Origin of the sequence: Paralimibaculum aggregatum, assembly GCF_030270585.1 — a bacterium.
Taxonomy (GTDB): domain Bacteria; phylum Pseudomonadota; class Alphaproteobacteria; order Rhodobacterales; family Rhodobacteraceae; genus Thermohalobaculum; species Thermohalobaculum aggregatum.
Genome location: NZ_BSYI01000061.1, coordinates 1 through 23,175 on the forward strand (window position 1 = coordinate 1; position 23,175 = coordinate 23,175).

The following is a 23,175-nucleotide window of genomic DNA, read 5'->3' on the forward strand; positions in this document are numbered from 1 at the left end:
GTGCTAAACGAGGTAGCCTGCTCGGGGTGCGTGAAGCGGTTCTCGCCATCGGAGCATCGAGAGACCTGCGAGGCGCCGAGCAACCTCGCGGGCACGGGGCTGGTTCTCAAACGGCATCGAAATGTGCCCTTGCGTCAAAGCACTCCGAAGACATCGCGGATACAGCCGATTTTTTGTGAGTTGTACCGGCGGTGGAAAGGGCGACCGTCGCCCACGATGCGACAGCATCACTTCGCCGGCGAGCGGGCCGTCGTGGACTATCCCGGCGACGCGCTCGATATCATCGACGGCACCACGGGCGAGGTCCGCCAGGCTCAGATCTTCGTCGGCGTACCAGGCGCCTCAAACTACACCTAGGTCGAGGCGCCCTGGACGCAAACGCTGCCCGGCTGGATCGCGCGCCACCTGCGGATGCTCGCGTTCTTCGGCGGCGCCCGGACAACTGGTCTCCGACAATTTGAAGGCCGGGGTCACAAAGGCCTACATTTACGAGCTCCGGGTCAATCGGACCTATGCTGATCTCGCCGCCCCTTACGACACCGCGATCATCCGGCCCGGGCAGAAGGCCTGTAGGGGTGGCAAGTCCGTCCTGTATCACCGCCTGCCACGGCTCTTCGCCGAGCTCGAGCTCGCCCATGGCGATGGCCGTTTCCCCCGGCTCTTCCGCCAGCTCACAAAGGCGGATCCGCTGATCCTCGACGACTGGGGCCCCCGACCACCTCACCGCCGGCCAGCGCCGGGATCTGATGGAGGTTGTCGAGGACCGCTATCAGGCGGGCTCCACGGTCATCACCAACCAGCTCCCGGTCGACGCCTGGCACGCGGTGGTCGAGAGCCCACCTTCGCCGACGCTATCCTCGATCGGCTCATCCACAACGCTCACAGACTCCCGCTCAACGGCCCGTCGCTCCGCAAGACCCGCGACGCAGGTGTCAGCGAGGACGACGAAAGAACGCTCCAAACTCCCCGCCATGCGCGGCGCAGCATCAGCGTGATGGGTGTCCGTTGTCAGATATTTTGGGCCTTGAAGCAGGCTTTCGCTGCGGAGGCTCCTGACTCTAATGTTTTCGAGTATGCGGCCGCCTGCTATTTGAGCAAGCGTCGCTCCCTCAAGGTCCTCTCCTTGATGCGCCTCCTCTCCTCCAGGATGGCGGGTCCGCACCCGTAATGGGCGTCAGCCGGGGTTATGTTGCCGAGGCTTTCGTGGCATCGGACGTTGTTGTCGTGATCGATGAACCCGCCGATGGCCTGCTCGAGGGCGCCCGGCAGGTAGTAGTTTTTGAGCAGGATCCTGTTCTTCAGGGTCTGATGCCATCGCTCGATCTTGCCCTGCGTCTGCCGTCTCACCGTCTGCCCGACTTGACCTTTCGATCCGGGTGCAGCGGCAGCGGCCATTGCGCGGAGGCCGATGAGCCAGGGTTGCTTTTCTCCCTCGACACGGCAGAACATTGAGCGCGGCTGACGCATGAGCTGCATTGCTGGTCGAACCGCCCGCCGAGCTCCAAGCTCGACAATCGGCTGCGACGCTAGCGAGGGATGGCGCCGATCGATGCCCCACGACGACAGAGACGAGAAAGCCAGCCCGCACGGCGACACCCGCGAGCCTGCTGGCGCCTCGATCCGTGCCGAGGGCCAGATCGGGGCTTTCCTCGACAATGCGCTGGAGCAGCGCATCGAAATTGCAGCGCTTGCTGCGGAATGGCGCATGACGCGGATCTTGCTGCGCTGTCGAGGCGAGGCCCGGCGTCTGAAGGACCCAAAGCTCGTAGGCAAGATCCGGGGCGGCTGGGGCAATGCGCTCGAAGAAGTGGCGTCGCCAGAAGCCATAGCCGAACGGTCCTGCTCTTGGGAGACGCCCTGCGCGCTCTCGATCTTCTTCACGAGCTACGGGCGGCATCTGCCGGGCTTCGATCTGCCAAAACCCTACGTCTTCGCGGTCGATGTGGATCGCGGCGATCTTCTCGTCATGTTGACCCTGTTCGGCGCGGCCGAGAGCTGGGCCGGTGAGGCAACGGACGGGCTCGTGCGCGCGCTGAGGGTCGGGCTCGATCGCCGCGGCCCCAATGGTCGGCCGATACGAGAGCCGATCGGGATCTCCGACAGGTCGGTCCGAGCGAGCCTGGGTGTCCCAGTGCCGGATTTGACCGGCGGAGCAGTTCTCGAGTTCCCTGATCAGGTCTCGCAGAAGAAAGGCAGCATGCCGCACTTCGAGCCCGCAACCCTTCTCAAAGGTCTGGTCAAGCGCATCAAGGGCTTGGCGCTCTGGCACGGAGCCGATCTCGCCGAAGGCACCGAGGAATTACTCGACGAGGCTCACGCCATCGGGGCCACCGCCCAGTGGATCGATCGCGGCGAGCGCAGGCGCCGGCAAGGCTCTCGGCTGCAAGCTCGAAGCTACCCGGTTGTGGGCCGGCGCGGAGTGCTCATCCTGCCACCCATGAGCCCGGTTATGGCGACGCTGATCGCGCTTGGCGAATACACCTATGTCGGAGCCAGCACCCGGCTCGGCAACGGCAGCTACCGTTTGCATCCCCACGCCGGCTAGAAAGTTCACGGATCCCGGTTTGGTATAGACCGATGAGTGCCGGCACATCTCGCTGGCAAACCCACTCGGTCTCCACCGCATGCACTGCTCGGCCGGCGCGCATACCCCAAGATCCCGTCCCGGTTGGGCTAGCCAGCGATATCGGTCTCAATCCGCTGTTTCGCGGTCATGGCGTCCGGACGGAAGTTTAGCCGCGGGTGGGCCCTGGCCCTCCGCGTCTCAATCCGCTGTTTCGCGGTCATGGCGTCCGGACTCAACCTCCTGCGCCACGTGGATGACCCTCGGATGTCTCAATCCGCTGTTTCGCGGTCATGGCGTCCGGACGAAGGGCGTTCCTGGGCTACAACGGCCCACACGTCTCAATCCGCTGTTTCGCGGTCATGGCGTCCGGACGCAAGACATGAAGACAAGGCGGTGGTTCCTGTCTCAATCCGCTGTTTCGCGGTCATGGCGTCCGGACGTGGGCAGCGATTGCCGCCGCTCCGCTCACGTTTCTCGAAGGAAAGATTGGTCACTGTCTCAATCCGCTGTTTCGCGGTCATGGCGTCCGGACGAAGACTCTGGGCTGGCTCTGCCCTGGAATCTCCGTCTCAATCCGCTGTTTCGCGGTCATGGCGTCCGGACACACATGGATGTGGAGTCGACGTCCCTGAACGGGTCTCAATCCGCTGTTTCGCGGTCATGGCGTCCGGACTCGATGCGTGGAAGCGCATCGTTTCCGATGTGGTCGCCGCGTCTCAATCCGCTGTTTCGCGGTCATGGCGTCCGGACGTGACCTACCGCGATGCGACCACCAACGGCGGCACCGTCTCAATCCGCTGTTTCGCGGTCATGGCGTCCGGACGAGACCGAGACCGGCGCCGGCACGCACCGCGTCTCAATCCGCTGTTTCGCGGTCATGGCGTCCGGACACGCGTCCGCGTCCGCGTCGAGCCCAGCTCCGACGCGTCTCAATCCGCTGTTTCGCGGTCATGGCGTCCGGACGCAGCTGCAGGATGCGATGACCGCGCCCTACCAGGTCTCAATCCGCTGTTTCGCGGTCATGGCGTCCGGACAAAAAAAGAGGAGGGCAGAGATGTCCGAGAGAAGTCTCAATCCGCTGTTTCGCGGTCATGGCGTCCGGACGATAAGTGGAGCAAAGATGGAGCGTTTCAGCTGGTCTCAATCCGCTGTTTCGCGGTCATGGCGTCCGGACGCGGGATCTGGCCCGAGGACTCCGAGGGGGGTCTCAATCCGCTGTTTCGCGGACATGGCGTCCGGACACCGCCAACCTCGGCCACGGACGCGTCCGCGTGTCTCAATCCGCTGTTTCGCGGTCATGGCGTCCGGACTCGGTGTCGGAGCGGGTGCGGGACGCCGCCTTGTCTCAATCCGCTGTTTCGCGGTCATGGCGTCCGGACGTGTTTGTCGACCACGCGTTTGACCTCCAGGTCTCAATCCGCTGTTTCGCGGTCATGGCGTCCGGACTTACCGTCTGCAAGCCACTGGTATCACGCATATCCTTTCGGGTCTTTCCAAACTTGCCGTGTTCAGCCTGACCCAATCAGAGAAAAAACGCAAGAAATTCGTTAATGGAGGTATCAAAACCGTTCATTCTCATGGGGAAATCGAGATTCCAAGGGCAAAGTGCCTGTTCGCAGCGCGTTCTGCACCGCCGAGAACGGTCTCGGGTCCGTGAGTCTTGCCGTTTTTCCACGCAGCGAACTCACTCCTTCGGATGCTCTGCGGATCCGCCCGAGGCCTCGGGCGGATCCGCCGAAGCAATGGGCCCAGAGGACGTAAATCCCTCCCAGATCAAAACTGCGAAAAACATGATAAAGCCTATGATTGTCAGGACATAGAGCGGGCGCCGAACCCGAACCAATCCTGGGCGCTCGCCCGAGAGGGCCGGCCATGCGCCCAGGAGGAGCGCGGTGGCGCCGGACAGGATGGCAACCGTGAGCCCGAAGAGAGCGATTTCGCCGGGCAGGCCCCAGCGCTCGGTGTCCACGACGATGTTCATGCCGAATGCGCCCACGATCACGCTCAGCACGAGCCCGAGGGTGGCAATCTCGGTGAGGGTGAGAACCGTCTCGGACTGCTCGTGCTGTTCTTCGGCCAAGGCGAACTGCGCCGCGGTGTCAATCTCTTCCTTGACCTCCTTGTATAGGAGGTCAAGCCCCATGCTCCTGCGAAGCTGATCGAACATCTCGCGCGCCTGCAATTGGTTGGAGACACCGGTGAAGCGGTAGCGATGCGTGAAGACAAGGAAGTCCTTCTCGACCGTGATGATTGCGCGTCGCCGCTCTTCCGAGTCCTTGAGTCTCGCGGCACGGCTCAGGCGGTTCGAGAGCATCAGGAGAGCTGCGAACTCCAGATAGGCGATGAGGTTCATCTGGCGATAGTGCCGGCGCATGTGCCCCGCGACGTAGTCCCGGAAGAAGTTGCCGCTGCCCACAGCGGCAAAGTGGTAGCCCATGAACAGGAACCGGGTGGCTCCATTCCGATCGGTATCGGGTGAGGCCATGAAGCGATCGTAGAACAGGTTGTCCGAGCGACTCCGTAGAAATTCGGGGTTGTAGGGATAGGCGTGATCGTCTGCCCCATCGGCGCCGGCAAGGCGGAACCAGTCGCCTTCCGATACCAGCTCCAGCACGCGCGCCGGATCGGCCGGTGCGTGCGCGTCTGGCGGCGTCAACTGTGCCAGTTGGAGCGTGGTCATGAGGGGGATCCGCTCGTCCAGCACTTGCCGGAAAGACGCAGCGCCGGGATTCGGCTGGGCATCGCTGCCCGCGACCGCGAGCGGTGCAAGAAGTCTGCTCCACCAGGGAAACAGCGGCTCAACCAGCCGATCCGGCCCCGCGGAACGCTTCTTCAATGCCGCAAGCGCGGCGCTGCGCGTCTCGAGGCGGCCCAAACCGCAGGGTTCGTCGTCGAGAAACACCTCGGTGGGGCAGTAGCCAGGATTGCGATCGCCAAACCAGAACGGCGCATAGGCGCGGCGCAGACGGTCAATGATTTTCTGGGCATCGGCCATCGTCAGATCTTGCGCGTCGCTCACGAAGTCCAGATCCAGGCTCAGGATCGCCACGCCAAGTTCGAACAGGTGCAGCGCACAGTGCTGAACGGCGAAGCGCCGTTCGGTCCCGTCAATTACCGCGGTCAGCGCCGCGGGCCCATTGCGGCTGTAGACCCGCATCGGCGCATCGGCATCCTTGCGATAGAGAAAATTCCGGACGAAATCGTGAAAGTAGACGGCCTCTTCGTAGACGCCGGTTCCATCCTCGTCGGGGATCAGTTCAAGCGGATCTTCGCAGAGAGTCCATGCCTCGCTGCCTGAAAGACGATTGCACTCCTTCTCGAACCAACCCTCGTCGGGCTCGCTATCCAGCACCAGCGGCCAGAGCAGGGTCTGCCGGAAGAGCGCGACCGGAAAGTTCCCGGCGCAAAGTGGTCCGACCTTTGGAGCCTTCGACCCTTCCCGTGTCACGCCTGTCGCACCTTGCTCTGCCCCCGCTTCACTCGCGGGCGGCACTTCGGTGCATGAATGCTTTTCGCCATCGGAAGCTGCCTCGGTCATATCGCGTTGTTCCTGAAATGACGAGCGCCATCGTTTGCGGGGAGAATGCCGCCTCGACCGCACCCCGTTCCCGAGCAGACTTGCCGCGCCGGCAACATTGCAGGGGCCATCCTGCGAGGTGCGACCGGCGCAGTCAAGTTCGCCGCTGCGCAGCATCCACTGTGCCGGTGACTTCGGTTCCGGGGCAGCACTGCCGCATGCGCGCGTCTTTCGCTCCGTCTCAATCCGCTGTCTCGCGGTCATGGTTGGCCAACGCGACCAGCAAGGCGCTCGGCATCGGCGTGGGCTTGTCTCAATCCGCTGTCTCGCGGTCATGGTTGGCCAACTCAAAAAGGACCAAAAACAAGATCAAGCAGAACAGGTCTCAATCCGCTGTCTCGCGGTCATGGTTGGCCAACTTGAAGATCTGCGAGAGCTTCAAGCGCCAGGTCTCAATCCGCTGTCTCGCGGTCATGGTTGGCCAACAAGTTCATGAAGGCCCATCCGGGCCAGTTCAAGAAGTCTCAATCCGCTGTCTCGCGGTCATGGTTGGCCAACACGTACGATTTCTCGAACGGCAACAGCCTGGAGTCGCGGCGTCTCAATCCGCTGTCTCGCGGTCATGGTTGGCCAACTCATAGCCGCGCTGAAAAATACAGGAGGGCTAGTCTCAATCCGCTGTCTCGCGGTCATGGTTGGCCAACTGAACGCAGTTGCTGGCATTGCAGCGGACTACTTCCAGAGTCTCAATCCGCTGTCTCGCGGTCATGGTTGGCCAACCTGGATGAGTGCCGTCTACGACGGCAGCCCGGAGTCTCAATCCGCTGTCTCGCGGTCATGGTTGGCCAACTCAGAGACAAGGAAGGCCCATCAACCATGTCCAAGTCTCAATCCGCTGTCTCGCGGTCATGGTTGGCCAACGCGGCAGGGTGGCGGATTGGCCACGCCTATCACGTCTCAATCCGCTGTCTCGCGGTCATGGTTGGCCAACTGGCCTTCTGGAGCGCCTTGATTTGATTGATTTTTCTCCCTCCGATTCAATGGCCGTCGTCGTCACGGCCAGTTGGGCGGTCGATTCGCAAGGTTCAAGGTTAACATGCCAGAAGTTCCTTTGTCGTTGCATGCATTTGCCAAGATTCCAAGCCTGATTCCCCTCTCGCGGCGCGGCTGTTATGCGACCATGGGAGAGGGTGCCCGGCTTGCGCCGGCACTGTCCAGCGCCGAGAGAGCCGGCCGGATCGAAGTCGCGCGCGGCGACGCCGCTTGACATGTGGCATCGCTTCGCGAAGGCTTTACGCAAGGTGATGACGTGGCGGCGCTGCAACGACCGGGCGGGCGCGACGCAGAGAATTGTGTTTGAAACAGGGAACCGAATTCACTTCAGATGACCCAGTCAATTTTCACGTATTTCAAAGTTGCACCGCGGGATTTCGGTCCGTTTCTGATGGACACGCAGGATCTGTCGATCAATCGGGGCGGCTCGCTCACGCTGCTGGCGATGCCGTCTCTGCTGCGGGCACATCTCGAGGCTGAGTTCCCCGATGTGGAATTCGATGTCATTCAGCAGGCGGCATCGGAACTCTTCTTCCGCGCCTGCACGCGGGCCGGCGGGCTCGCGCTGGCGATCGAGCCGGAGAAGCTAAACGATGTTCCCGCGGGCTTCAAGAACAGGACACGGTTCGGAAATGCCGTCAATGAGATCCTGCCGGGGCTCAAGGAAGCCGGTATCAGCGATGCGGCCTTGCGCGACGCCGCGCGAAACCTTCTGCTGAATGCCGGCGCAGAGACCCTGGACGAGATCTTGGTGGAACGGGTGGCGGCTGAGATCCTGCGGCGTGCCGGGCAGGCTGTGCAACAGGGGCAGCGACCGCTTGAGGACAAGCAGGCGGACGCAATCACCAGGCACATTCGGGACTATCTCGCCAGTGAGCGCGACAACTGGCCCTTTGATCTCTTCCAGTTCGGCGTTGCGGTGCATCGCCCATCCGATGCCGGCCAAGACAAGCCCGGGCCGGTAATCGCGGCGCTCGAGACCGATCTCGCCCGGCAGCAGATGGCAGCGCTCAACTGCCCGATCCCGCCGCGCCCAAGCCTCGCCGGAACCTCCGCCGAGCAAGCCGTTTGCCACTACACCCGCCGATTCGGGGCAGATGCCAAGAGCCGCGTGAAGAAGCGCCCGACCTCGAAGAGCGCCGAGCGCCGGTTCGAGATCGGCCGGAGAGAGAAGCGGAACTTCTACGCGCGGATCCTCGAAGAGGCTGCCGCGGCGGCCGGGGAAGATTGCGACGAGATCGCGCGGGGGCAAGCGGCGCTCGAGGGCCTGCACGATTTCGCAGGGGATTTTGAAGAGCTTGTGGCAGATCCTCCGAAGCAGCTGTCGGCCAGCGTGCGCGCCGGCATGACGGTTCTGTGGATGGATGGGAATGCCTTTGGCAAGCGGCGTTCGGGTGCCGAAGACTTTGACGCGTACCGGGCCTTTTCGGATCGTCTGGATCAACTCAAGGCCCGGCTTCTGGCGCGGATCATCTGCTGGGTCGCGGCCGAAAATGCCTTGCAACTCGCCACTGCTGACGGCGTCGTAGCGCGCTTCGAAACGTTGCTTTGGGGCGGCGACGAGTTCGGCTTCGTCTGTCCGGCCTGGGTAGGCTGGGAGTTTGCGCGGCTCGTCGTGGCCGAGACGGGTGGCTGGACTGATCACAAGGGCAAGCCCCTAACCTTTTCGATCGGCCTTGCCTTTGCTCCGCATGATGCGCCGATCTCGCAGGTGAGGACGGCCGCTGATGCTATGGCGGACGGGGCCAAGGGGGACCGGTCTGCGACGCGGCTGAATGTCATGGCCTTCGAAGGTGTAGACCGTGTCCATCTGAACGCCTCGAGCTATTGGAACAGCCTCTTTGGCGATGCCGCTGAGTTGGCCGGCCAGGTGCTCGGTGCCGCGGATCTCGACACTATGGCGCAGGCGAAGACCGCGCTTGATCGCTCGATCGGCAGAAGCACGCTGCATCGGTTCGTTTTCGAGGGGATGCGCAGGCTGGAGGCGGCAGATCGCGGCCAGACGCGCGAGGCGTCCGATACCGGCGACAGGCCGGCCACCGAGGCTTGCGCCGATGCGGCTGTCGCGCGGAAGCAGGCCAGGCTGGCGGATATTGAGGCGTGGATCTTGACGGAGATCGACCGCGTCGGACGATCGACGGATCTTACGGACGCCCTACCCGAGATCGAGGCGGCGGCGCCCCCCGCGCCGGGGCAGAGATTTGCTCGAGCCGGCCACGGCGCCTTGTTTGGAGCGCTGTGTCGGCTGAGCGTGTTCTACGACTACATCCATGGTCTAACCGGCGACCGCGCGGCGCATGCAGGGAGCGGCGCATCATGACTCTCTACTGGCGCCTGCCGGTCTCGGTGACCGTGATCTCGCCCTGGGCCATCCCCGGCGATGAAGCCGCGGGCACGGGGCAGGATATCCGCCTTGCACGTGATGCCAAGAAGCGCCTCATCCTGCCCGGGACACATGTCAAGGGCCACCTCCGCGCGGCGCTCGAAGCGATGGCCGAGGAGACGCATATCGCTCGCAGCCGCATCGCCGAGCTTCTGGGCAGCGAGAGCTCTGCCAGAGGGCCTGATTGGACGGATGCCAATGTTCCGCATCGAGGCAGCGTCAGCGTTGGGGACCTCGCGATATGTGCCTGCACGCCCGAGCCGCCGGCAACCGGTTCGGATGCGCCTTGGGTGGGCGATCCGGCAGTACGAATAGAAATTGACGAGGATCTGGGATCCGTCCGCGAAGGAAATCTGCTCTTTGTCGAATGCCCGTTCTCGTTTGGAACGGAAGTGACCTTCGCAGGGGATATTCTGCTGCGCGCATCTGAGGATGCGGCGAAGACCCGCGAACTCATCGCAAGGGCGGCTGAGCGCGTGTTCGCGATCGGTGGCATGAAGAGCGTCGGCTACGGCCGGGTGAAGCCGGGCTCCTGGAAGATCGGCGCGCCGGCTGCGGTCCGGCCTGCCGATGCCGAGCCGACTGCGGCCCGGCTCACGATCGAGTGGCAGATTGACCGCCCGTTTCTAGTGAACGCAAGCCGGGAGTCCGGAAACTTGGTCATTGGGGACGAGATCATTCCTGGCGGTGCGATCAAGGGGGCGCTTGCGGCGCTCATGGCGCGCTCGACGATCGCGCCCGAGCAGCTCTCGGCGATCCGCATCAGCCATGCCTTTCCTGCCAGTGACAGCGCGCCGACCGCCTGGCGCCGACCGATCCCCTTGTCTATTTCGATCGCCTCCGGGAGCGCCTGGTGCCATCTCCTCGGCGATGTCGAGACGAAGCGGGAGCCGCATCGGTTTCAGGGCGACTGGAAGGAGGCCGAGCGCGCCGCCGTCAAGACAGCTCTCGGCTGGCCCGATGTGGAGCCGGAGAAGGCCGGCCGATCGCGCACCGCGATCGATGCGGAGACGCTTGGTGCCCGCTACATCGACGAGGATCAGGCAGTGGCTTCTGCAGTTGCCGGCCAGGAGGGCGGCCAGCTTTTCTCGGCGATTGCCGTGCGCCCGGGCGGGCATCGCTGGGTCGGGGAGATCGCTGGCGATGCTGCGGTCCTGCAGCAGGTGCTGGCGATCGCGAAGATTGGGATTCCGTGGCTCGGCAAAACCCAAGCGATCATCACCGCGACATCGTGGCAGCCGGCGGCGGCGGCGTCCGTTCTAGAGCCGGGAAGCTATTACAATCTCTGCCTGATAACCGAGGCCGCGTTGCTGAACCCCGAAGATTTGCGCAAGGGAACGACCTTATTCGATGCCTATGCCAGCACCTTGGCCCGCCTAGGCCTGAAGCTCGAGCGGTCGTTCACCCGGGAGGAGTTGCGCGGGGGATATCTTGCCTTGCGGTATCCTCCGGAGAGTGGCGGTTATTCGCCATGGCTGGTCACACTACCCGGCTCGGTGTTGCGCGTGAGCGTTGAAGATGCCGCGCTCGCTGCCCAGGTGCTCGCGCATGGGCTGCCACCGGCCGACTGCTACAGCGAAGATTGGCAGCGGACGCCATTTCTGCGCGAGAACGGGTATGGGCAGGTGTGCCATGATCTTGTCGATCACGCGACGCTTGCCCGAGGCCTGTCTCTGAAGGGGGCGGGCACATGATGTATGGCAAACGCTACCGCATCGAATCGGTGCTGCGGCTCGAACGTGACCTTCATATCGGGGGCTCCCGGCGGATCGAATACAGGGACGAGAACGATGAGCGTCGGGAGCGTGTCGCAGTGATGCGCGCGCGAGATGGCGCGCCGTTGATCCCGGCGTCGAGCCTGAAGGGAGCGCTGCGGGCTCGGCTCGATCGCGCGACGGAGTTCCTCGGAGAGGCCTCGGAGCACAAGAACGGCCGCGGCAAGGCGGCGCGCCTCTGGATGGAGAACGCGCCGGCGAGCAAAGGCCATGACGCACCGAGATGCGACAAGCACGTCTCGATCGATCGGGTGACCGGGGCCGCGCTAGAGAACCATCTCTTCGAACGCGAGATGTTGCCCGAGGGGATGACCTTCGCCTTCGCCGCCGACTGGCTGAGCGACACGATCGACGAGCTGGCGCATGTACTGGCGCCACTCTGCCAGGGCATCTGCCTCGGAAAGGGGACCTCGAAAGGCCATGGCCTGCTCTCGCTCGATATTGCGCGCCTCAGTATCCTCGAGATCTCTGCGGATGCGTCGGGGGAGATGCGCAGTCTCGAGGTGGACGGTCAGACCATGGCCAAGCTGGTCCGTGACATCAACGTTTTGGCCGATGCGACGAGCGGAGCCGAGCCGGGCCCGCGCAGGATCGTGGTCGATCTCGAATGTGAAGGCCCGTACATTTCTATCTTAAAGATCGGCGGCGATGGCGAGAGTGGCGCGTGCAATGTCGCGCAGCCGCTGATGCGTAACGGTAGGCCCTGGATGCACCCCGAGACCCTGATCGGCGCGCTGCGCAGCCGGGCCGCATGGTTGGCCGAGGTGGTCCGGGCGCGCGGAGCCGATGGCAATCGCGCGGACGATGTGGCGATGGACGATCACAAGCTAGCGCAAGCCTTGGGCGGCAGGCGCAAGGTGACGAGCCGCGAGGAGGCCGATCGGGATCTTTCCTGGGTCGAGCAGCTCTTTGGCGTGACCGGTTGGCGTAGCCGTCTAGATCTGATTGATCTGCGCTGCACGGATCCGGGCAGCCAGATGAAGCTCACCTCCAACTCTCTTGACCGCGTCACCGGCGCGACCCGCGACGGCTTCCTGTTCGCCCGCAATGCTCATTGGAAGCCGAAGTTCCGGGCCACGTTCCTGATCCGCGGGTGCGCTCCAGAGCAGCTCGACGCTCTTCTCGCGGATATCATCAAAGACGGCGGCGGCCTCGAGCTTGGGCACGCCACCACGAAGGGGTTCGGCTGGTTCAAGGTGACGGTGGTCAAGGACAGCGCGAAGGAGCCGAAAGATGTCTGATCAGTTGAGGTTCCGCCAAGCGGCGACGACGTTCACGGAGCGAGGCGGGCCGCCACGCGAGGTGCCCCTGCGGGCTCCTTATTCGATGGTTCCAACCGGCGATCGAGTGCTCTTGGCTCCCTGCGAGCCGCGCCATGATCGGCCGGTGGACACCGCGATCAGCGGGCACCTCGCCTACAGGCTGACAAGCGAGACCCCGGTTCTCGTCGGAGGGGCAGGCGATGCTAACGACACCCCGGCTCGAACGCCGGACGGCTCCTGGATCATTCCGGGCAGCAGCATCCGGGGCATGATCCGCGCGGTGCTCGAATGCGTGGCCTTCGCCCGTCTCAACTTCGTCGATGACTGCGCCGCCGCGACCCGGGACTTCAAGGACCCGACCTGGACGAGCGAGGTTGCGCCGAACCAGCACATGCGCCTCGGCGGCGGTTGGCTCTTCATCACGCCCGAGGGATTCAAGCTCGTTGCCGCAAGTGATGTGCAACGGGTGCATTTCAACGACGTGCTCACCTGGGTCGGTGGCATGGCTGAAGCCGACTGGCACAACGCCAACATGCATGAACGATTGACACGCCTGCTAGGCACTGGTCGTTACGGCATTGTCGACGCTACAGTATTCGGCCACCCGAACCGGCGCGCACAATGCGTAGTCGCAGGTCAGACGGCGAGCGAAGATCAGGTGGACCAACTCAATCGGGTTCCTCCGAAACATAGAAAGCAGCATGAACATCTCTTCTTCTGGCCGAACGATCTCCCAAGCAATATCTATCCGATCAACCAGCGGCTGGTCGAGCGCTTCGTTCTGGCGCAACACAGGGACTCGAACGTTCACATTGGCGATCCGGGGGCAAACTTCACCGCACTTACACAGTCGGGCCGGGCCAGTGAATTCGCCGAAAACTGGGACAGCTGGCGCAAAGGCCAAAAGGGTCGGATTCCTGCCTTCGACGAGCAACTTGCACGTCCGAACGCATTCTCGATCCCAGTATTCTGGCACAACCCCAAGGATCCGCGAAAGGCCAAGCAGTCCGAACCGTCGCGGAATGTGGTGATCCTCTCACTGACCCCATTCCTGCGATACACCTACGGCAACGGCCTCAAGGAGATCATCGCGCGCTACCCGCAAGTTGATGGCACTGCATACGACCTAGCCCAGGCAATCTTCGGCTGGGCCCCGCAGCACGGAGCCGCTTCCAATCCGCACAGCCGCAATCCACAGGAGCGATCCCTGAAATCCCGGGTGCGCTTTGGCTTCGCGACAAGCGAGCAGGGAGATGAACAGCTCGAGGCGCAAACCCGGCGATGGGCCGCGACGCAGCCCCGTGCGAGCTTCTGGCCCTACTATCTGAAACCTCGTGGCGCGGCAAAGCACCCGGTAGACTATAACAATCCCGCCGCGGTCGTTGCCGGGCGAAAGCGCTATCCCGCCCGGAATCAGGCGATGAGGCTCCCTAGGGTGCATGCCAACGCAGCGAATGCCCAGACGCAAGGACGTGAGGATCGGATGGAGACGACCCTGCGGTTCCTGAAGGCGGGCACGGTCTTCGAAGGCGAGATCCGGGTACACAATCTTACGGAGATAGAGATGGGCGCGCTGCTCTGGGCGCTGACCTTCGGCTCTCCGCAGGAGGACATAGGTCATCGCCACATGCTCGGTCGGGCAAGGCCTTGGGGGTTCGGGCAGCTGAAGCTCGAGATCAAGGGTGATGAGACCTCGCTCGAGCGCGTCGTGTCGGGCGAGAGGGCGAGCTTTGCGACCTGCATCGAAGCGTTTGAGAACTGGCTGCGGGAGAGCCTCGATGTCGGGCATGTCGACGAGATCGAGACCCTCCGGCGCTTGCGCGGCATCGCCCATGCACCGACGGGTGCCCAACTTCTGGATCGCCTGAAGTTCCCGGCCATAGGCAATACGGACGATGCCGAAGCCATATTGAAGGGACATACCGGGGTCAAGGCCGCGGCGAAGCAGCGCGGTCTGCAGGGCAAGCCCGCGCCGGACCGAGCCGGTGAGCCGGATTTCGTCGGCCTGCCAGGCTATCCCGGCGCCTCGGACGGTTGACGAGGCCACTTCCGCAAGGACCGGTTACTCACCAAGACTGGGCCCGAGCGCAGATCGCGTTCCCACAGCGCAGGCATTGACCCTCGCGTGCAAATCCGCTGTTTCGCGGTCATGGGGTCCGGACCAAGTTCTCGGTCCACCGCTTCACCGGGAGCTGGGTCTCAATCCGCTGTTTCGCGGTCATGGGGTCCGGACACGTTTGCTCTGATTATGATCGTCACCTTGGTGTCTCAATCCGCTGTTTCGCGGTCATGGGGTCCGGACTCGGGGTCTGGCTATCGAGACCGCACACCGCATGTCTCAATCCGCTGTTTCGCGGTCATGGGGTCCGGACTTCACTCGACACCAAAGACCTGATGCCAGTCGTCTCAATCCGCTGTTTCGCGGTCATGGGGTCCGGACATCAAAGAAATCGTCAAAATCGTCAAAACAGAAGTCTCAATCCGCTGTTTCGCGGTCATGGGGTCCGGACCGCGAGAAGTTCTACATCGACCGGAGGTTCGGTCTCAATCCGCTGTTTCGCGGTCATGGGGTCCGGACCTGGAAAACGTACTCGTCTTCCTGACAAGAAAGTCTCAATCCGCTGTTTCGCGGTCATGGGGTCCGGACGAGGTAGGCTGCGAATAGGCCGAACGGCCAAGTCTCAATCCGCTGTTTCGCGGTCATGGGGTCCGGACGCAAAAAGACCAAGCAAGGCGGCTTCAAAGGTGTCTCAATCCGCTGTTTCGCGGTCATGGGGTCCGGACGCGGCGGCGCGGTTTCGGAACGGGGAGGGCACGTCTCAATCCGCTGTTTCGCGGTCATGGGGTCCGGACTCACCCCTCGCAACCTTTTGTTATTGTCAGATTTCCTCCGTGGTTCTCCAATGTTGCGTCGTTAAACTTCGCCCGTTTGCCTCAAGATAGCAAGACTCTCGTTAACGAAGACCGCAAAATTGGGCATACTCATACGGTTATCCACTTTCCAACGGAAAAACGCCAAATCGAACGCCCCGCTGCCACGCAGAGGATGCCGCAATGCCACGTGCCAGGCCAGCCCCCAACGCATCACGCGCCGACATCTTCGCGAGGGTCGCCAGGCTCGACATCCTCGACCGGGCCTGGGACAGGGTGCGCAGCAACATGGGCTGCGCTGGAGGCGACGGAGAAACCGTCGAGGCGTTCCGCGCCCGCGCTTCCAAGCGGTTGATCCTGCTGTCGCGCCTCATCGCGGCGGGCACCTATCGGCCGCGGGACCTGCGCGTACTGCACATCCCGAAGAAGGGTGGGGAGACTCGTCCGCTCGCGATTCCGTCAGTCGAAGACCGGGTCGTGCAGACCGCCGCCGCCTTCGTGCTCGGCCCAATCCTCGATCCGGGCTTCGACGAGGCCAGCCACGGCTATCGGCCCGGCCGTGGCGTCGAGACCGCGATCCGCGCCGTCGAAGCGTACCGAAAGCAAGGCTTCACCCATGTCGTGGAGGCCGATATCCGGCGGTGCTTCGAGCGGATCCCGCACGACCTAGTTCTCGCACGGCTTGAGGCCGAGCTCGAGGGACGCGCCGGGGCGAGCCGGGTGGTGGATCTCGTCGGTCTCTGGCTGGAACAGGCCGGAGCGGTGATGGGCACGCCCGGTATTGGTCTCGCCCAAGGCTCGCCGCTGTCGCCATTGCTGGCGAACCTGCATCTCGACGCGCTCGACGAGGCTACGACCGGCCCCGGAATACGCCTGGTGCGCTACGCCGACGATTTCCTGGTCCTGTGCCGAAGCGAGGCCTTGGCGGGCAAGGCGCTCGACAAAGCTCGTCGGGCTCTCACCGAGGCCGGGCTCGAGATCCATTCCGAGGGAACGCGCATTGTCGATTTCGATCGGGGGTTCCGCTTTCTCGGGCATCTCTTCGTGCGTTCGCTCGTGCTGCGTCAGGTTGCCGATCCGGAGGAAGACGCGGTCGAGCTGCTCCGCGACATCGGCCGCGAAGACAGAACGGAGGTGCAGGCCGCGCGCGCCCGGGATGTGGTAGAGGCCGAAGAGCGGGCGGGTGGCTATGATCGTGGCCAGCGCGTTCTTCATCTCGATGGCGACGGGCGCCGGCTGGTCCTGCGCAACCTGTCCTTTTCGGTCCGCGGGGAAGAGGAGCGCGAGTTGATCGCCATCGCGCCGACGCGGGTCGATCGCATCGAGCTCGGCCCCCGGGCGGATGCGGAACTCGAGGCGCTGCGTCATGCGCTCGGGACCGGAACCGAGCTGGCGTTCTTGAACGGTCACGGGGAGACGCTGGGCTGGCTGACCTCTGCGGGTAGTCTGGATCGCGCCACGCTGCACATTGCGCAGGCGCGGATGGCGCTCGATCCGGCGCTGGCGGCCGATCTCGCCCGGAGAATAGTCGATGGCCGCCTCAGAAACCAGCGCGCGCAGCTCCAGCGCCTCAACCGCACGCCCAAGGATGCGGAGATTTTCGCCGCGGTTCGCACGATCGGGCGCATCATCCGAAAACTGCCGCGAGCCGGGACGGTGGCGGCGCTTCGCGGGCACGAAGGAGAGGCCGGTGCGCTCTACTGGCCGGCGCTGGGGCGCCTGGCAGCCGGCGCGCCGACACCGCTGCGCAGATCGCGCCCCGCTAACGATCCGTTCAACGCGGCTCTCAACTATCTGACGGCGCTTCTCATCCGCGACATCCGCACCGCGCTGATGCGGCGCGGCCTGCATCCCGGCATCGGAGTACTGCATGTCGCGCGGGACGGCGGCGAGGCCTGCACCTGGGATCTGATCGAGGGCTTCCGCGCACCGCTGGCGGAGGGTCTTGCGGCAACGCTGTTCAACCAGGGCAGGCTCAAGACCACGATGTTCGAGGTGGCGGACGGCTCGGTGCGCATCGGGCGCGACGCGCGCCTGGCCATCATTCGCGGCTACGAGACGGCGGCAAGCCGGGTCGTCAAGAACCCCCGATCCGGCCGCCGCCGCACCTGGCGCGGCCAGATGGAGGAGGAGGCCGGCGCCTACGCCGCCCATTGCCGCGACCCGCAAGGCAAGCCCTTCGAGCCCCTTGTGATCCACGCCTGACCGGCCGCGGCCAGCGGCAAAGCCCGTGCCGGCTCAGCCGCCGTCGGCCATGGTCTGCGCCGAAGGTGGCCCGTCTCGATCCGCTGTTTCGCGGTCATGGCGTCCGAACAGGGTCTCTGCCTCAGACGGTGAAAATCTTCTGTCTCAATCCGCTGTTTCGCGGTCATGGCGTCCGAACACGACCGGCTGGACGTCCGCATGCCGCCCCCCGCGTCTCAATCCGCTGTTTCGCGGTCATGGCGTCCGAACCAGCCGGTTTCGACTGCCCGCACATGCCGAGAGGTCTCAATCCGCTGTTTCGCGGTCATGGCGTCCGAACTCTCGCACCAGCGTGCAACGCTCAACGAGACCTTGGTCTCAATCCGCTGTTTCGCGGTCATGGCGTCCGAACGTGCATCCCGCACCCTCCTCCGGCGGGTCGAGGTCTCAATCCGCTGTTTCGCGGTCATGGCGTCCGAACTCGACCGGCTGACGCCGCTCGAGCGTGCCCGCGTCTCAATCCGCTGTTTCGCGGTCATGGCGTCCGAACAAAAACGGTGTGAGCACCGAGCCAAATGGATGCGTCTCAATCCGCTGTTTCGCGGTCATGGCGTCCGAACCTCGAAAAGGCTCAAGCTCGCATCCGCGAGGTCTCAATCCGCTGTTTCGCGGTCATGGCGTCCGAACATGTTCAGGTCTTTCCTGCACGCATCGCTCGCGTCTCAATCCGCTGTTTCGCGGTCATGGCGTCCGAACTTCTTCGCACCGGCACCGACACCGCCGACGTCGTCTCAATCCGCTGTTTCGCGGTCATGGCGTCCGAACACAAGCTCGAGGAGTCGCTCGATGTCCTCTACCACGTCTCAATCCGCTGTTTCGCGGTCATGGCGTCCGAACGCGGAAACCTGATCGATCCGCTCCGGCACCTGTGTCTCAATCCGCTGTTTCGCGGTCATGGCGTCCGAACACGGCAAAAAAAGAGGCGGCGGAGTACCGCCGTGTCTCAATCCGCTGTTTCGCGGTCATGGCGTCCGAACTGGCCTTCTGGATATGGTTGATTTCGTTGTTCGATTTTGGCTAGCCTCCGTTCCTGGCGCAGTTCTTTGCATCCTCTGGGGCGATTCTGACGTCGAATGTGTAAACATGCAAGGCTTTTCGGTTTTAGGTCAAGATGTTGCCCGTTCTCCAAGGTCGATGTGCGGTGATTTCGACCATCGGCAGGAAGATTTCTGCGAGAATTGCCCATGGCGGCATCAGCTGTCCAGCAGCGCGTGCAGCGGAGGGGGCGGATGAGCCGGGGAGAGATGCTGACGGTTTTCACCTATGACGTGTCGGAGGCCGCGCGACGGCGGCGGGTTGCGAAACTGCTGGAGGCGGCGGCGACGCGGGTGCAGTATTCGGTGTTCGAGGTCCGGATGACGCGGCAGAAGGCGGCGGCCGTGGGCCAGCGCATCGCCGCCCTGCTTGGTCCGGGGGACAGTCTCAGGGTCTATGCGGTGGGTGCGGACGGGTTGGCGCGGAGCCGTGTCTATGGTGATGGTGCGCCGTTCGAGCCGGCCGAGGGTTATTGGCTGCTCTAGCGGCGCCGGGTAACGGCAGGCGGGACAGGCGCCGATGGGCGGACTGGTCGGGGCCTGGGTGGATGGGGGCAGGCGGCATGACTGCGTGACTGCGTGACGGGGCACGCTTTTCCATCCACGGGAATGATCTGGGGGCCTCGGCGATCATTGCACGGACGAGGCCAGACTGGCGTGTGGTGCCGAGCTCTCGGCAATTACGGCCCGGGCTACCGCGGCGCGGCGCTTGAGCGGTTTCTCGATCCATTCCTGACGCCCGGCAGCGGTGTGGAGCATTTGCGCTATTGAGCGGGCGGTGGCAGCGCCAGTTGCTATCTCCGGGCGACCGTCTTCGGGGTGAGCTCAGCTGAACTCGAGACCCTTGCGGGTCGCTTGGCAAGGCCCCTCCTCGCCGGAGACGGGGTAGTGTCCCGGGAGGTGGTGCAGGAGCGGATGTCCACCGGCCACTTCACAGTTGGTGTCGCTCTCTCGGTCTGCGGCGATCATTGCCGCCTGCTCGTGGGCGTCGCAGAGGCCGCTCGGCTTTTCCGCCGGCATGGAGCGGAGGCGGATGGCCCGCTCGTCGTCCCCTCGGGCAAGAGGACGCCGGCCAGGGGGTGGACGGCCTCGCGGTCGAGGAAGATCCCGACGGCATCGGTGCGCCGCCCGATCTCCTTGTCCGCGCGCTCTGGCGGATTGGTGCCGTGCAGCCTGGCGCGCAGGGTCTCATCGAGGGCCATGCAGGCCAGCACGTCATGCTCGGCTTGCTCCATCGGCTCGGTCACGCCACGGAACCGCCCGCGCAGGCTGTCGGCGACCTCGCGCCAGCGGGCATGGGCATGGTCGCGGCCCTTCCCGGCGAGGACCGTCATCACCGCGGCGCTCGCCATCGGCTTGCCGGTCTTGCCCGGGCGGGCCGGCAGGTTCCGTTGGACATGCACGCGGCAGCCTTGCCAGCCGGCGCCGGGACCCTTCCCTGCGGCGGCCTTCGGCCCCTTGTGCGCGGCGCCGGTCACCACCTGCACGCCGCGCAGGCCACGAAGGGTCAGGGAGCGCAGAGCGTCGGACCAGAAAATCTCGGCTTCTGACGGCATCGCAGCGATCCCTGGCATTTCGCGCCGCCCGTCGGTGCGCACCGCGACCGCCACCATCATCGCCGCCATCACCGCCATCGAGACGATCCGGTGGTTCCCGCGCAGCTTCACACGGGTCGCGTCCGGCCAGGGCAAGGGCCGGTCCTCCTCGGGTGGGCGCTCGAGCAACGCGGTCACCCGCCCGTCCCTTCGCCGTTGTCCTCGGACCAATGGCGGTCAATGGTTCGGCCCCGCAAGGCCGCGAAACCCGGCTCCGCGAGGTGCCGGCCAGCCCCGCGGCCCGAACGAGGCCATCGACGGCACAGGCGAGACGCCCTGGATACAGGCATCCCGGATGACCGCCATCGGCGCCTTCTCGGCCATCCGGCGCGGCTCGAGGACGCTCGGGAAGCACGGGCCGCTGCGGGCCGCGGCGCAGCTTCGGGATGTACGGCCCGATCGTGCCGGCCCGAGTGCCCCGCTGTCGGGGCCGGCAGCCGGTGCGCCGGTTCTCCCGCTTCGGAGTTCGCTCGCCCTGGCCGGCGCCGCACACCGCGGACACCGCGATACCCGCCAGCCGCTACGCCGCGTCCCGGATCGGTTCACGCAGAAACCCGGCGTCGTCGCTCCTGGCGATCACGCCGGGAAGCTCGATCATGGTCTCGGTCATCGTGCGCTCCTTCGCCGTCTTCGGCTTCGACAACCTCAGACTGCGAAGAAGCGCGGCGGCCACCACGGCCGCACGCTGCGCCACGCAAATCGCTCCGCGCGCAGCCGCCCGATACACAAATTTCCGGGACATTTCCCCCGCCCCGTCGACGCACGGTGAGGCTTTCCTTCCGGTAGAGGCGGAAAAGCTTATCGTGATTGATCGCCACGCCGTCGCGGCGCAGCAGGATGTGCAGACGCCGATCGCCTTGCCGGCGCCATGCGTGTGCCAGGTCGCGCAGCCCCTTTCTCAGCATTCTATCGTCCGGCCGCCGCGAAGCGTATCGGTCGGTCTTCGGGGCGATCCCGACGAGTCCGCACGCCCGCCTCTGCGAGTACCCCTTCTCGGCGATGGTCCAGGGCACGGCATCTCTCCTTGTCCTGGGCGTCGGAAGTCCTTTCCGAGCACCTCGCGAAGCGTCGAGACATCGTGCATGGCGTCCGCGAGCAAGCGCTTCAGCTTGGCATTCTCGCTCTTCAGGCTCTTCAGCCGCCGCGCCTCCAAAACCTCCTTGCCGTCGTAGCGCGACCGCCACTTGTAGAATGTGGCGTCGCTGATCCCGTGCCGCCGGCACAGCTCGGCCACGCCGGGTCCCGCCTAGTGCTCCTTGATGACCGCAATGATCTGCTTCTGTATTCGGTGGTTTCCCGTCAAGCGTCACGACCGATGCAGGTTCTTTGCTTCTGTTCGCGGTCGGCGCCAGGGCCGCCAGCATGATGGTGTCCGTGGGTCTGAGCGGTTCAGAGCTCTTCGGCGTGCTCGCGATTGCGGCGACGACAGATCATGCGAACTCGTCCAGACCGCGCCCTGCATCGAGCGCTCAGCCTCCGGCGGGACGGTCGCTCAGGCCGCCGACCAGCGGAAGTCCGTTTCGTCGATCCACATCCGGTGCAGGATCACGGCCATGCGCCGTGCGAGAGCGACCTTCGCGCGTCGGGCACCTTGGCGATCCGCGATGCGCATGGCCCATGCCTTCATCGCGGGCCAACGCGTCGTCGGTCGCAAGATGACGTTCGCCGCTTCGAACAGCGCCGTCCGTGTCTCGCCGTCGCCGACCTTGGTGATGCGCCCGACACGGTCGGTCTCGCCCGATTGATAGCGTCGTGGCGTCAGACCGAGATAGGCTCCGACCGCCCGTGATCTTCTGAAGCGGGTCGGGTCGTCCACCGTGGCCCGGAACGTCAGCGCCGTGACAGGACCGATCCCGGGCATCGTCATCAGGCGTCCGCAGACGGTATCGGTGCGGACGGCGCGAAGGACGAGCCGATGCAGCTCCGCGAGCTCCAGGCGAAGGCGGTCGTGCGCGCGTAGCAGCGGCTCGACGATGGTCGCAAGCAAGGGATCAGAGCCAGTCAGGCTGCGGACACGGTCGCCAAATCTCCTGCGAGTGACGGCGCCGACCTTCAATCCGAACGGGCGAAGCAGGCCTCGGATCGCCTGCTCATTGGCGGTAACCGCACGGACCATAACCTTTCTGGCCGCCGCGAGCGTCCGAAGCCGCTGGCCATCAGCGGACTTCAGATGGACCGCCTTGAACCAGCCGCTGCGCACGATCTGAGCCAGCCCCCGGGCGTCATTGCGATCCGTTTTCACGGTCATCGCGGACAGTGCGGCTTTCACATGCCGTGTCTCGAGGCAGACGACAGGCAACCCGGCTTCCAGAAGCCGACCCGCGATCCACTCCGAGGTCGGCCCTGCCTCGAGGCCGATCCGCGAGATACGATCAGCCTGCAACCTCAGCGCATCGAGCACTGCGTCCGGGTCGCCATCAACGCGCGCTTCCGAAACGATGCAGCCAGCATCATCGACGATGCAGATCGAAACTGACTCCAGTGAAACGTCCAGACCGACAGAAAAGCCCATGCTTCCCTCCATGAGATGAACTCGCCGGTCCACCTCAGGTCGTCACCGGGCTGAGAGCAACCCGTCCACCGTTCGCGAACCGAATACCCCATTTCATCGCCGAACCTGCTCTTGCGCATGCGTCCGTCTCCTTCGTTGGTGACAGACTAACCTCCGAACGAGGGCATTTCAGGGGGCAGGGTCAGCTGGTTTCAGTGCTTGCTGTAGGCAGCGGCGCGGAGGTCGATGACGTTGGCGCCGAACTCAGCGGTGGCATCCTGTTCTGCTTCTTGTCTTGGCTGGCCGCCGTCATGTTCGCGGATGGCGGCGCGCTCCTCCCAGGCGTCGAGGCGGTCATCGGTGTCTGCAGTTTCCGTACCGCGC

10 protein-coding genes, 5 pseudogenes and 4 CRISPR repeat arrays are annotated in these 23,175 nt (G+C 64.4%); of the genes and pseudogenes, 9 read left to right on the forward strand and 6 right to left on the reverse strand.

Going from position 1 to position 23,175, the window contains the following annotated elements; all coding sequences use genetic code 11:
- Positions 1-357 (forward strand): annotated as a pseudogene (locus tag QSJ97_RS25205) (hypothetical protein); the annotation flags it as partial.
- Positions 358-562: 205 nt separating this feature from the next.
- Positions 563-916 (forward strand): annotated as a pseudogene (locus QSJ97_RS22665) (ATP-binding protein); the annotation flags it as partial.
- A gap of 170 nt (positions 917-1,086) precedes the next feature.
- Here QSJ97_RS22665 and QSJ97_RS22670 read toward each other — a convergent pair.
- Positions 1,087-1,356: pseudogene (locus QSJ97_RS22670) on the reverse strand (integrase core domain-containing protein); the annotation flags it as partial.
- A 193-nt stretch (positions 1,357-1,549) separates the two neighbouring features.
- Between QSJ97_RS22670 and QSJ97_RS22675 the strand changes: the two are divergent.
- Positions 1,550-2,545 carry a hypothetical protein gene (locus tag QSJ97_RS22675; RefSeq protein WP_285674646.1) on the forward strand — a complete coding sequence of 332 codons (996 nt, stop codon included), beginning with the start codon at positions 1,550-1,552 and terminating at the stop codon, positions 2,543-2,545.
- A gap of 144 nt (positions 2,546-2,689) precedes the next feature.
- A CRISPR array of direct repeats spans positions 2,690-4,012; the repeat unit is 37 nt; unit sequence GTCTCAATCCGCTGTTTCGCGGTCATGGCGTCCGGAC.
- A 238-nt stretch (positions 4,013-4,250) separates the two neighbouring features.
- Here QSJ97_RS22675 and QSJ97_RS22680 read toward each other — a convergent pair.
- Positions 4,251-6,104, reverse strand: a complete 1,854-nt coding sequence (locus QSJ97_RS22680) for a magnesium transporter CorA family protein (protein WP_285674648.1) — start codon at positions 6,102-6,104, stop codon at positions 4,251-4,253.
- Between the two features lie 217 nt (positions 6,105-6,321).
- A CRISPR array of direct repeats spans positions 6,322-7,074; the repeat unit is 37 nt; unit sequence GTCTCAATCCGCTGTCTCGCGGTCATGGTTGGCCAAC.
- A gap of 393 nt (positions 7,075-7,467) precedes the next feature.
- On the opposite strand from QSJ97_RS22680, the gene QSJ97_RS22685 reads away from it, so the two are divergent.
- The 6 genes from QSJ97_RS22685 (at position 7,468) to cas2 (ending at position 19,191) form a co-directional block, all read left to right on the forward strand.
- Positions 7,468-9,456 (forward strand): Cas10/Cmr2 second palm domain-containing protein, encoded by a 1,989-nt coding sequence (locus QSJ97_RS22685; protein WP_285674650.1) that lies wholly within the window; start codon positions 7,468-7,470, stop codon positions 9,454-9,456.
- Positions 9,453-11,213 (forward strand): RAMP superfamily CRISPR-associated protein, encoded by a 1,761-nt coding sequence (locus QSJ97_RS22690; RefSeq protein ID WP_285674652.1) that lies wholly within the window; start codon positions 9,453-9,455, stop codon positions 11,211-11,213. Before QSJ97_RS22685 ends, QSJ97_RS22690 begins: the two co-directional genes overlap by 4 nt.
- On the forward strand, positions 11,210-12,535 hold the full coding sequence (locus tag QSJ97_RS22695) for an RAMP superfamily CRISPR-associated protein (protein WP_285674655.1): 1,326 nt from the start codon (positions 11,210-11,212) through the stop codon (positions 12,533-12,535). Before QSJ97_RS22690 ends, QSJ97_RS22695 begins: the two co-directional genes overlap by 4 nt.
- Positions 12,528-14,594, forward strand: coding sequence for a TIGR03986 family type III CRISPR-associated RAMP protein (locus tag QSJ97_RS22700; RefSeq protein WP_285674657.1), 2,067 nt, complete (start codon positions 12,528-12,530; stop codon positions 14,592-14,594). The genes QSJ97_RS22695 and QSJ97_RS22700 overlap by 8 nt, the downstream gene beginning before the upstream one ends.
- Before the next feature lie 87 nt (positions 14,595-14,681).
- A CRISPR array of direct repeats spans positions 14,682-15,409; the repeat unit is 37 nt; unit sequence GTCTCAATCCGCTGTTTCGCGGTCATGGGGTCCGGAC.
- Positions 15,410-15,610: 201 nt separating this feature from the next.
- Positions 15,611-17,632, forward strand: coding sequence for a CRISPR-associated endonuclease Cas1 (gene cas1 / locus QSJ97_RS22705; protein ID WP_285674660.1), 2,022 nt, complete (start codon positions 15,611-15,613; stop codon positions 17,630-17,632).
- A 72-nt stretch (positions 17,633-17,704) separates the two neighbouring features.
- Positions 17,705-18,648: a CRISPR direct-repeat array (repeat unit 37 nt; unit sequence GTCTCAATCCGCTGTTTCGCGGTCATGGCGTCCGAAC).
- Between the two features lie 252 nt (positions 18,649-18,900).
- Positions 18,901-19,191 carry a CRISPR-associated endonuclease Cas2 gene (gene cas2 / locus QSJ97_RS22710; protein WP_352231137.1) on the forward strand — a complete coding sequence of 97 codons (291 nt, stop codon included), beginning with the start codon at positions 18,901-18,903 and terminating at the stop codon, positions 19,189-19,191.
- A 479-nt stretch (positions 19,192-19,670) separates the two neighbouring features.
- Here the strand turns inward: cas2 and QSJ97_RS22715 are convergent, their stop codons facing one another.
- The 4 genes and pseudogenes from QSJ97_RS22715 to QSJ97_RS22725 all read right to left on the reverse strand — a co-directional run bounded on the left by QSJ97_RS22715 (position 19,671) and on the right by QSJ97_RS22725 (position 22,812).
- Positions 19,671-20,438 carry a transposase gene (locus QSJ97_RS22715; RefSeq protein WP_285674662.1) on the reverse strand — a complete coding sequence of 256 codons (768 nt, stop codon included), beginning with the start codon at positions 20,436-20,438 and terminating at the stop codon, positions 19,671-19,673.
- A 214-nt stretch (positions 20,439-20,652) separates the two neighbouring features.
- Positions 20,653-20,802: pseudogene (locus tag QSJ97_RS25115) on the reverse strand (transposase); the annotation flags it as partial.
- Positions 20,803-21,046: 244 nt separating this feature from the next.
- Positions 21,047-21,603: pseudogene (locus tag QSJ97_RS22720) on the reverse strand (transposase); the annotation flags it as partial.
- Positions 21,604-21,792: 189 nt separating this feature from the next.
- The gene (locus tag QSJ97_RS22725; protein WP_285674664.1) at positions 21,793-22,812 is read right to left on the reverse strand and encodes an IS110 family RNA-guided transposase; all 1,020 of its coding nucleotides are present in this window, start codon (positions 22,810-22,812) and stop codon (positions 21,793-21,795) included.
- Positions 22,813-23,175: the final 363 nt, after the last annotated feature.

Coding starts and splice junctions, on each gene's coding strand:
- QSJ97_RS22675 (WP_285674646.1), top strand. CDS start 1,550: ATGCCCCACGACGACAGAGACGAGAAAGCCAGCCCGCACGGCGACACC.
- QSJ97_RS22680 (WP_285674648.1), bottom strand. CDS start 6,104: ATGACCGAGGCAGCTTCCGATGGCGAAAAGCATTCATGCACCGAAGTG.
- QSJ97_RS22685 (WP_285674650.1), top strand. CDS start 7,468: ATGACCCAGTCAATTTTCACGTATTTCAAAGTTGCACCGCGGGATTTC.
- QSJ97_RS22690 (WP_285674652.1), top strand. CDS start 9,453: ATGACTCTCTACTGGCGCCTGCCGGTCTCGGTGACCGTGATCTCGCCC.
- QSJ97_RS22695 (WP_285674655.1), top strand. CDS start 11,210: ATGATGTATGGCAAACGCTACCGCATCGAATCGGTGCTGCGGCTCGAA.
- QSJ97_RS22700 (WP_285674657.1), top strand. CDS start 12,528: ATGTCTGATCAGTTGAGGTTCCGCCAAGCGGCGACGACGTTCACGGAG.
- cas1 (WP_285674660.1), top strand. CDS start 15,611: ATGCCACGTGCCAGGCCAGCCCCCAACGCATCACGCGCCGACATCTTC.
- cas2 (WP_352231137.1), top strand. CDS start 18,901: ATGAGCCGGGGAGAGATGCTGACGGTTTTCACCTATGACGTGTCGGAG.
- QSJ97_RS22725 (WP_285674664.1), bottom strand. CDS start 22,812: ATGGGCTTTTCTGTCGGTCTGGACGTTTCACTGGAGTCAGTTTCGATC.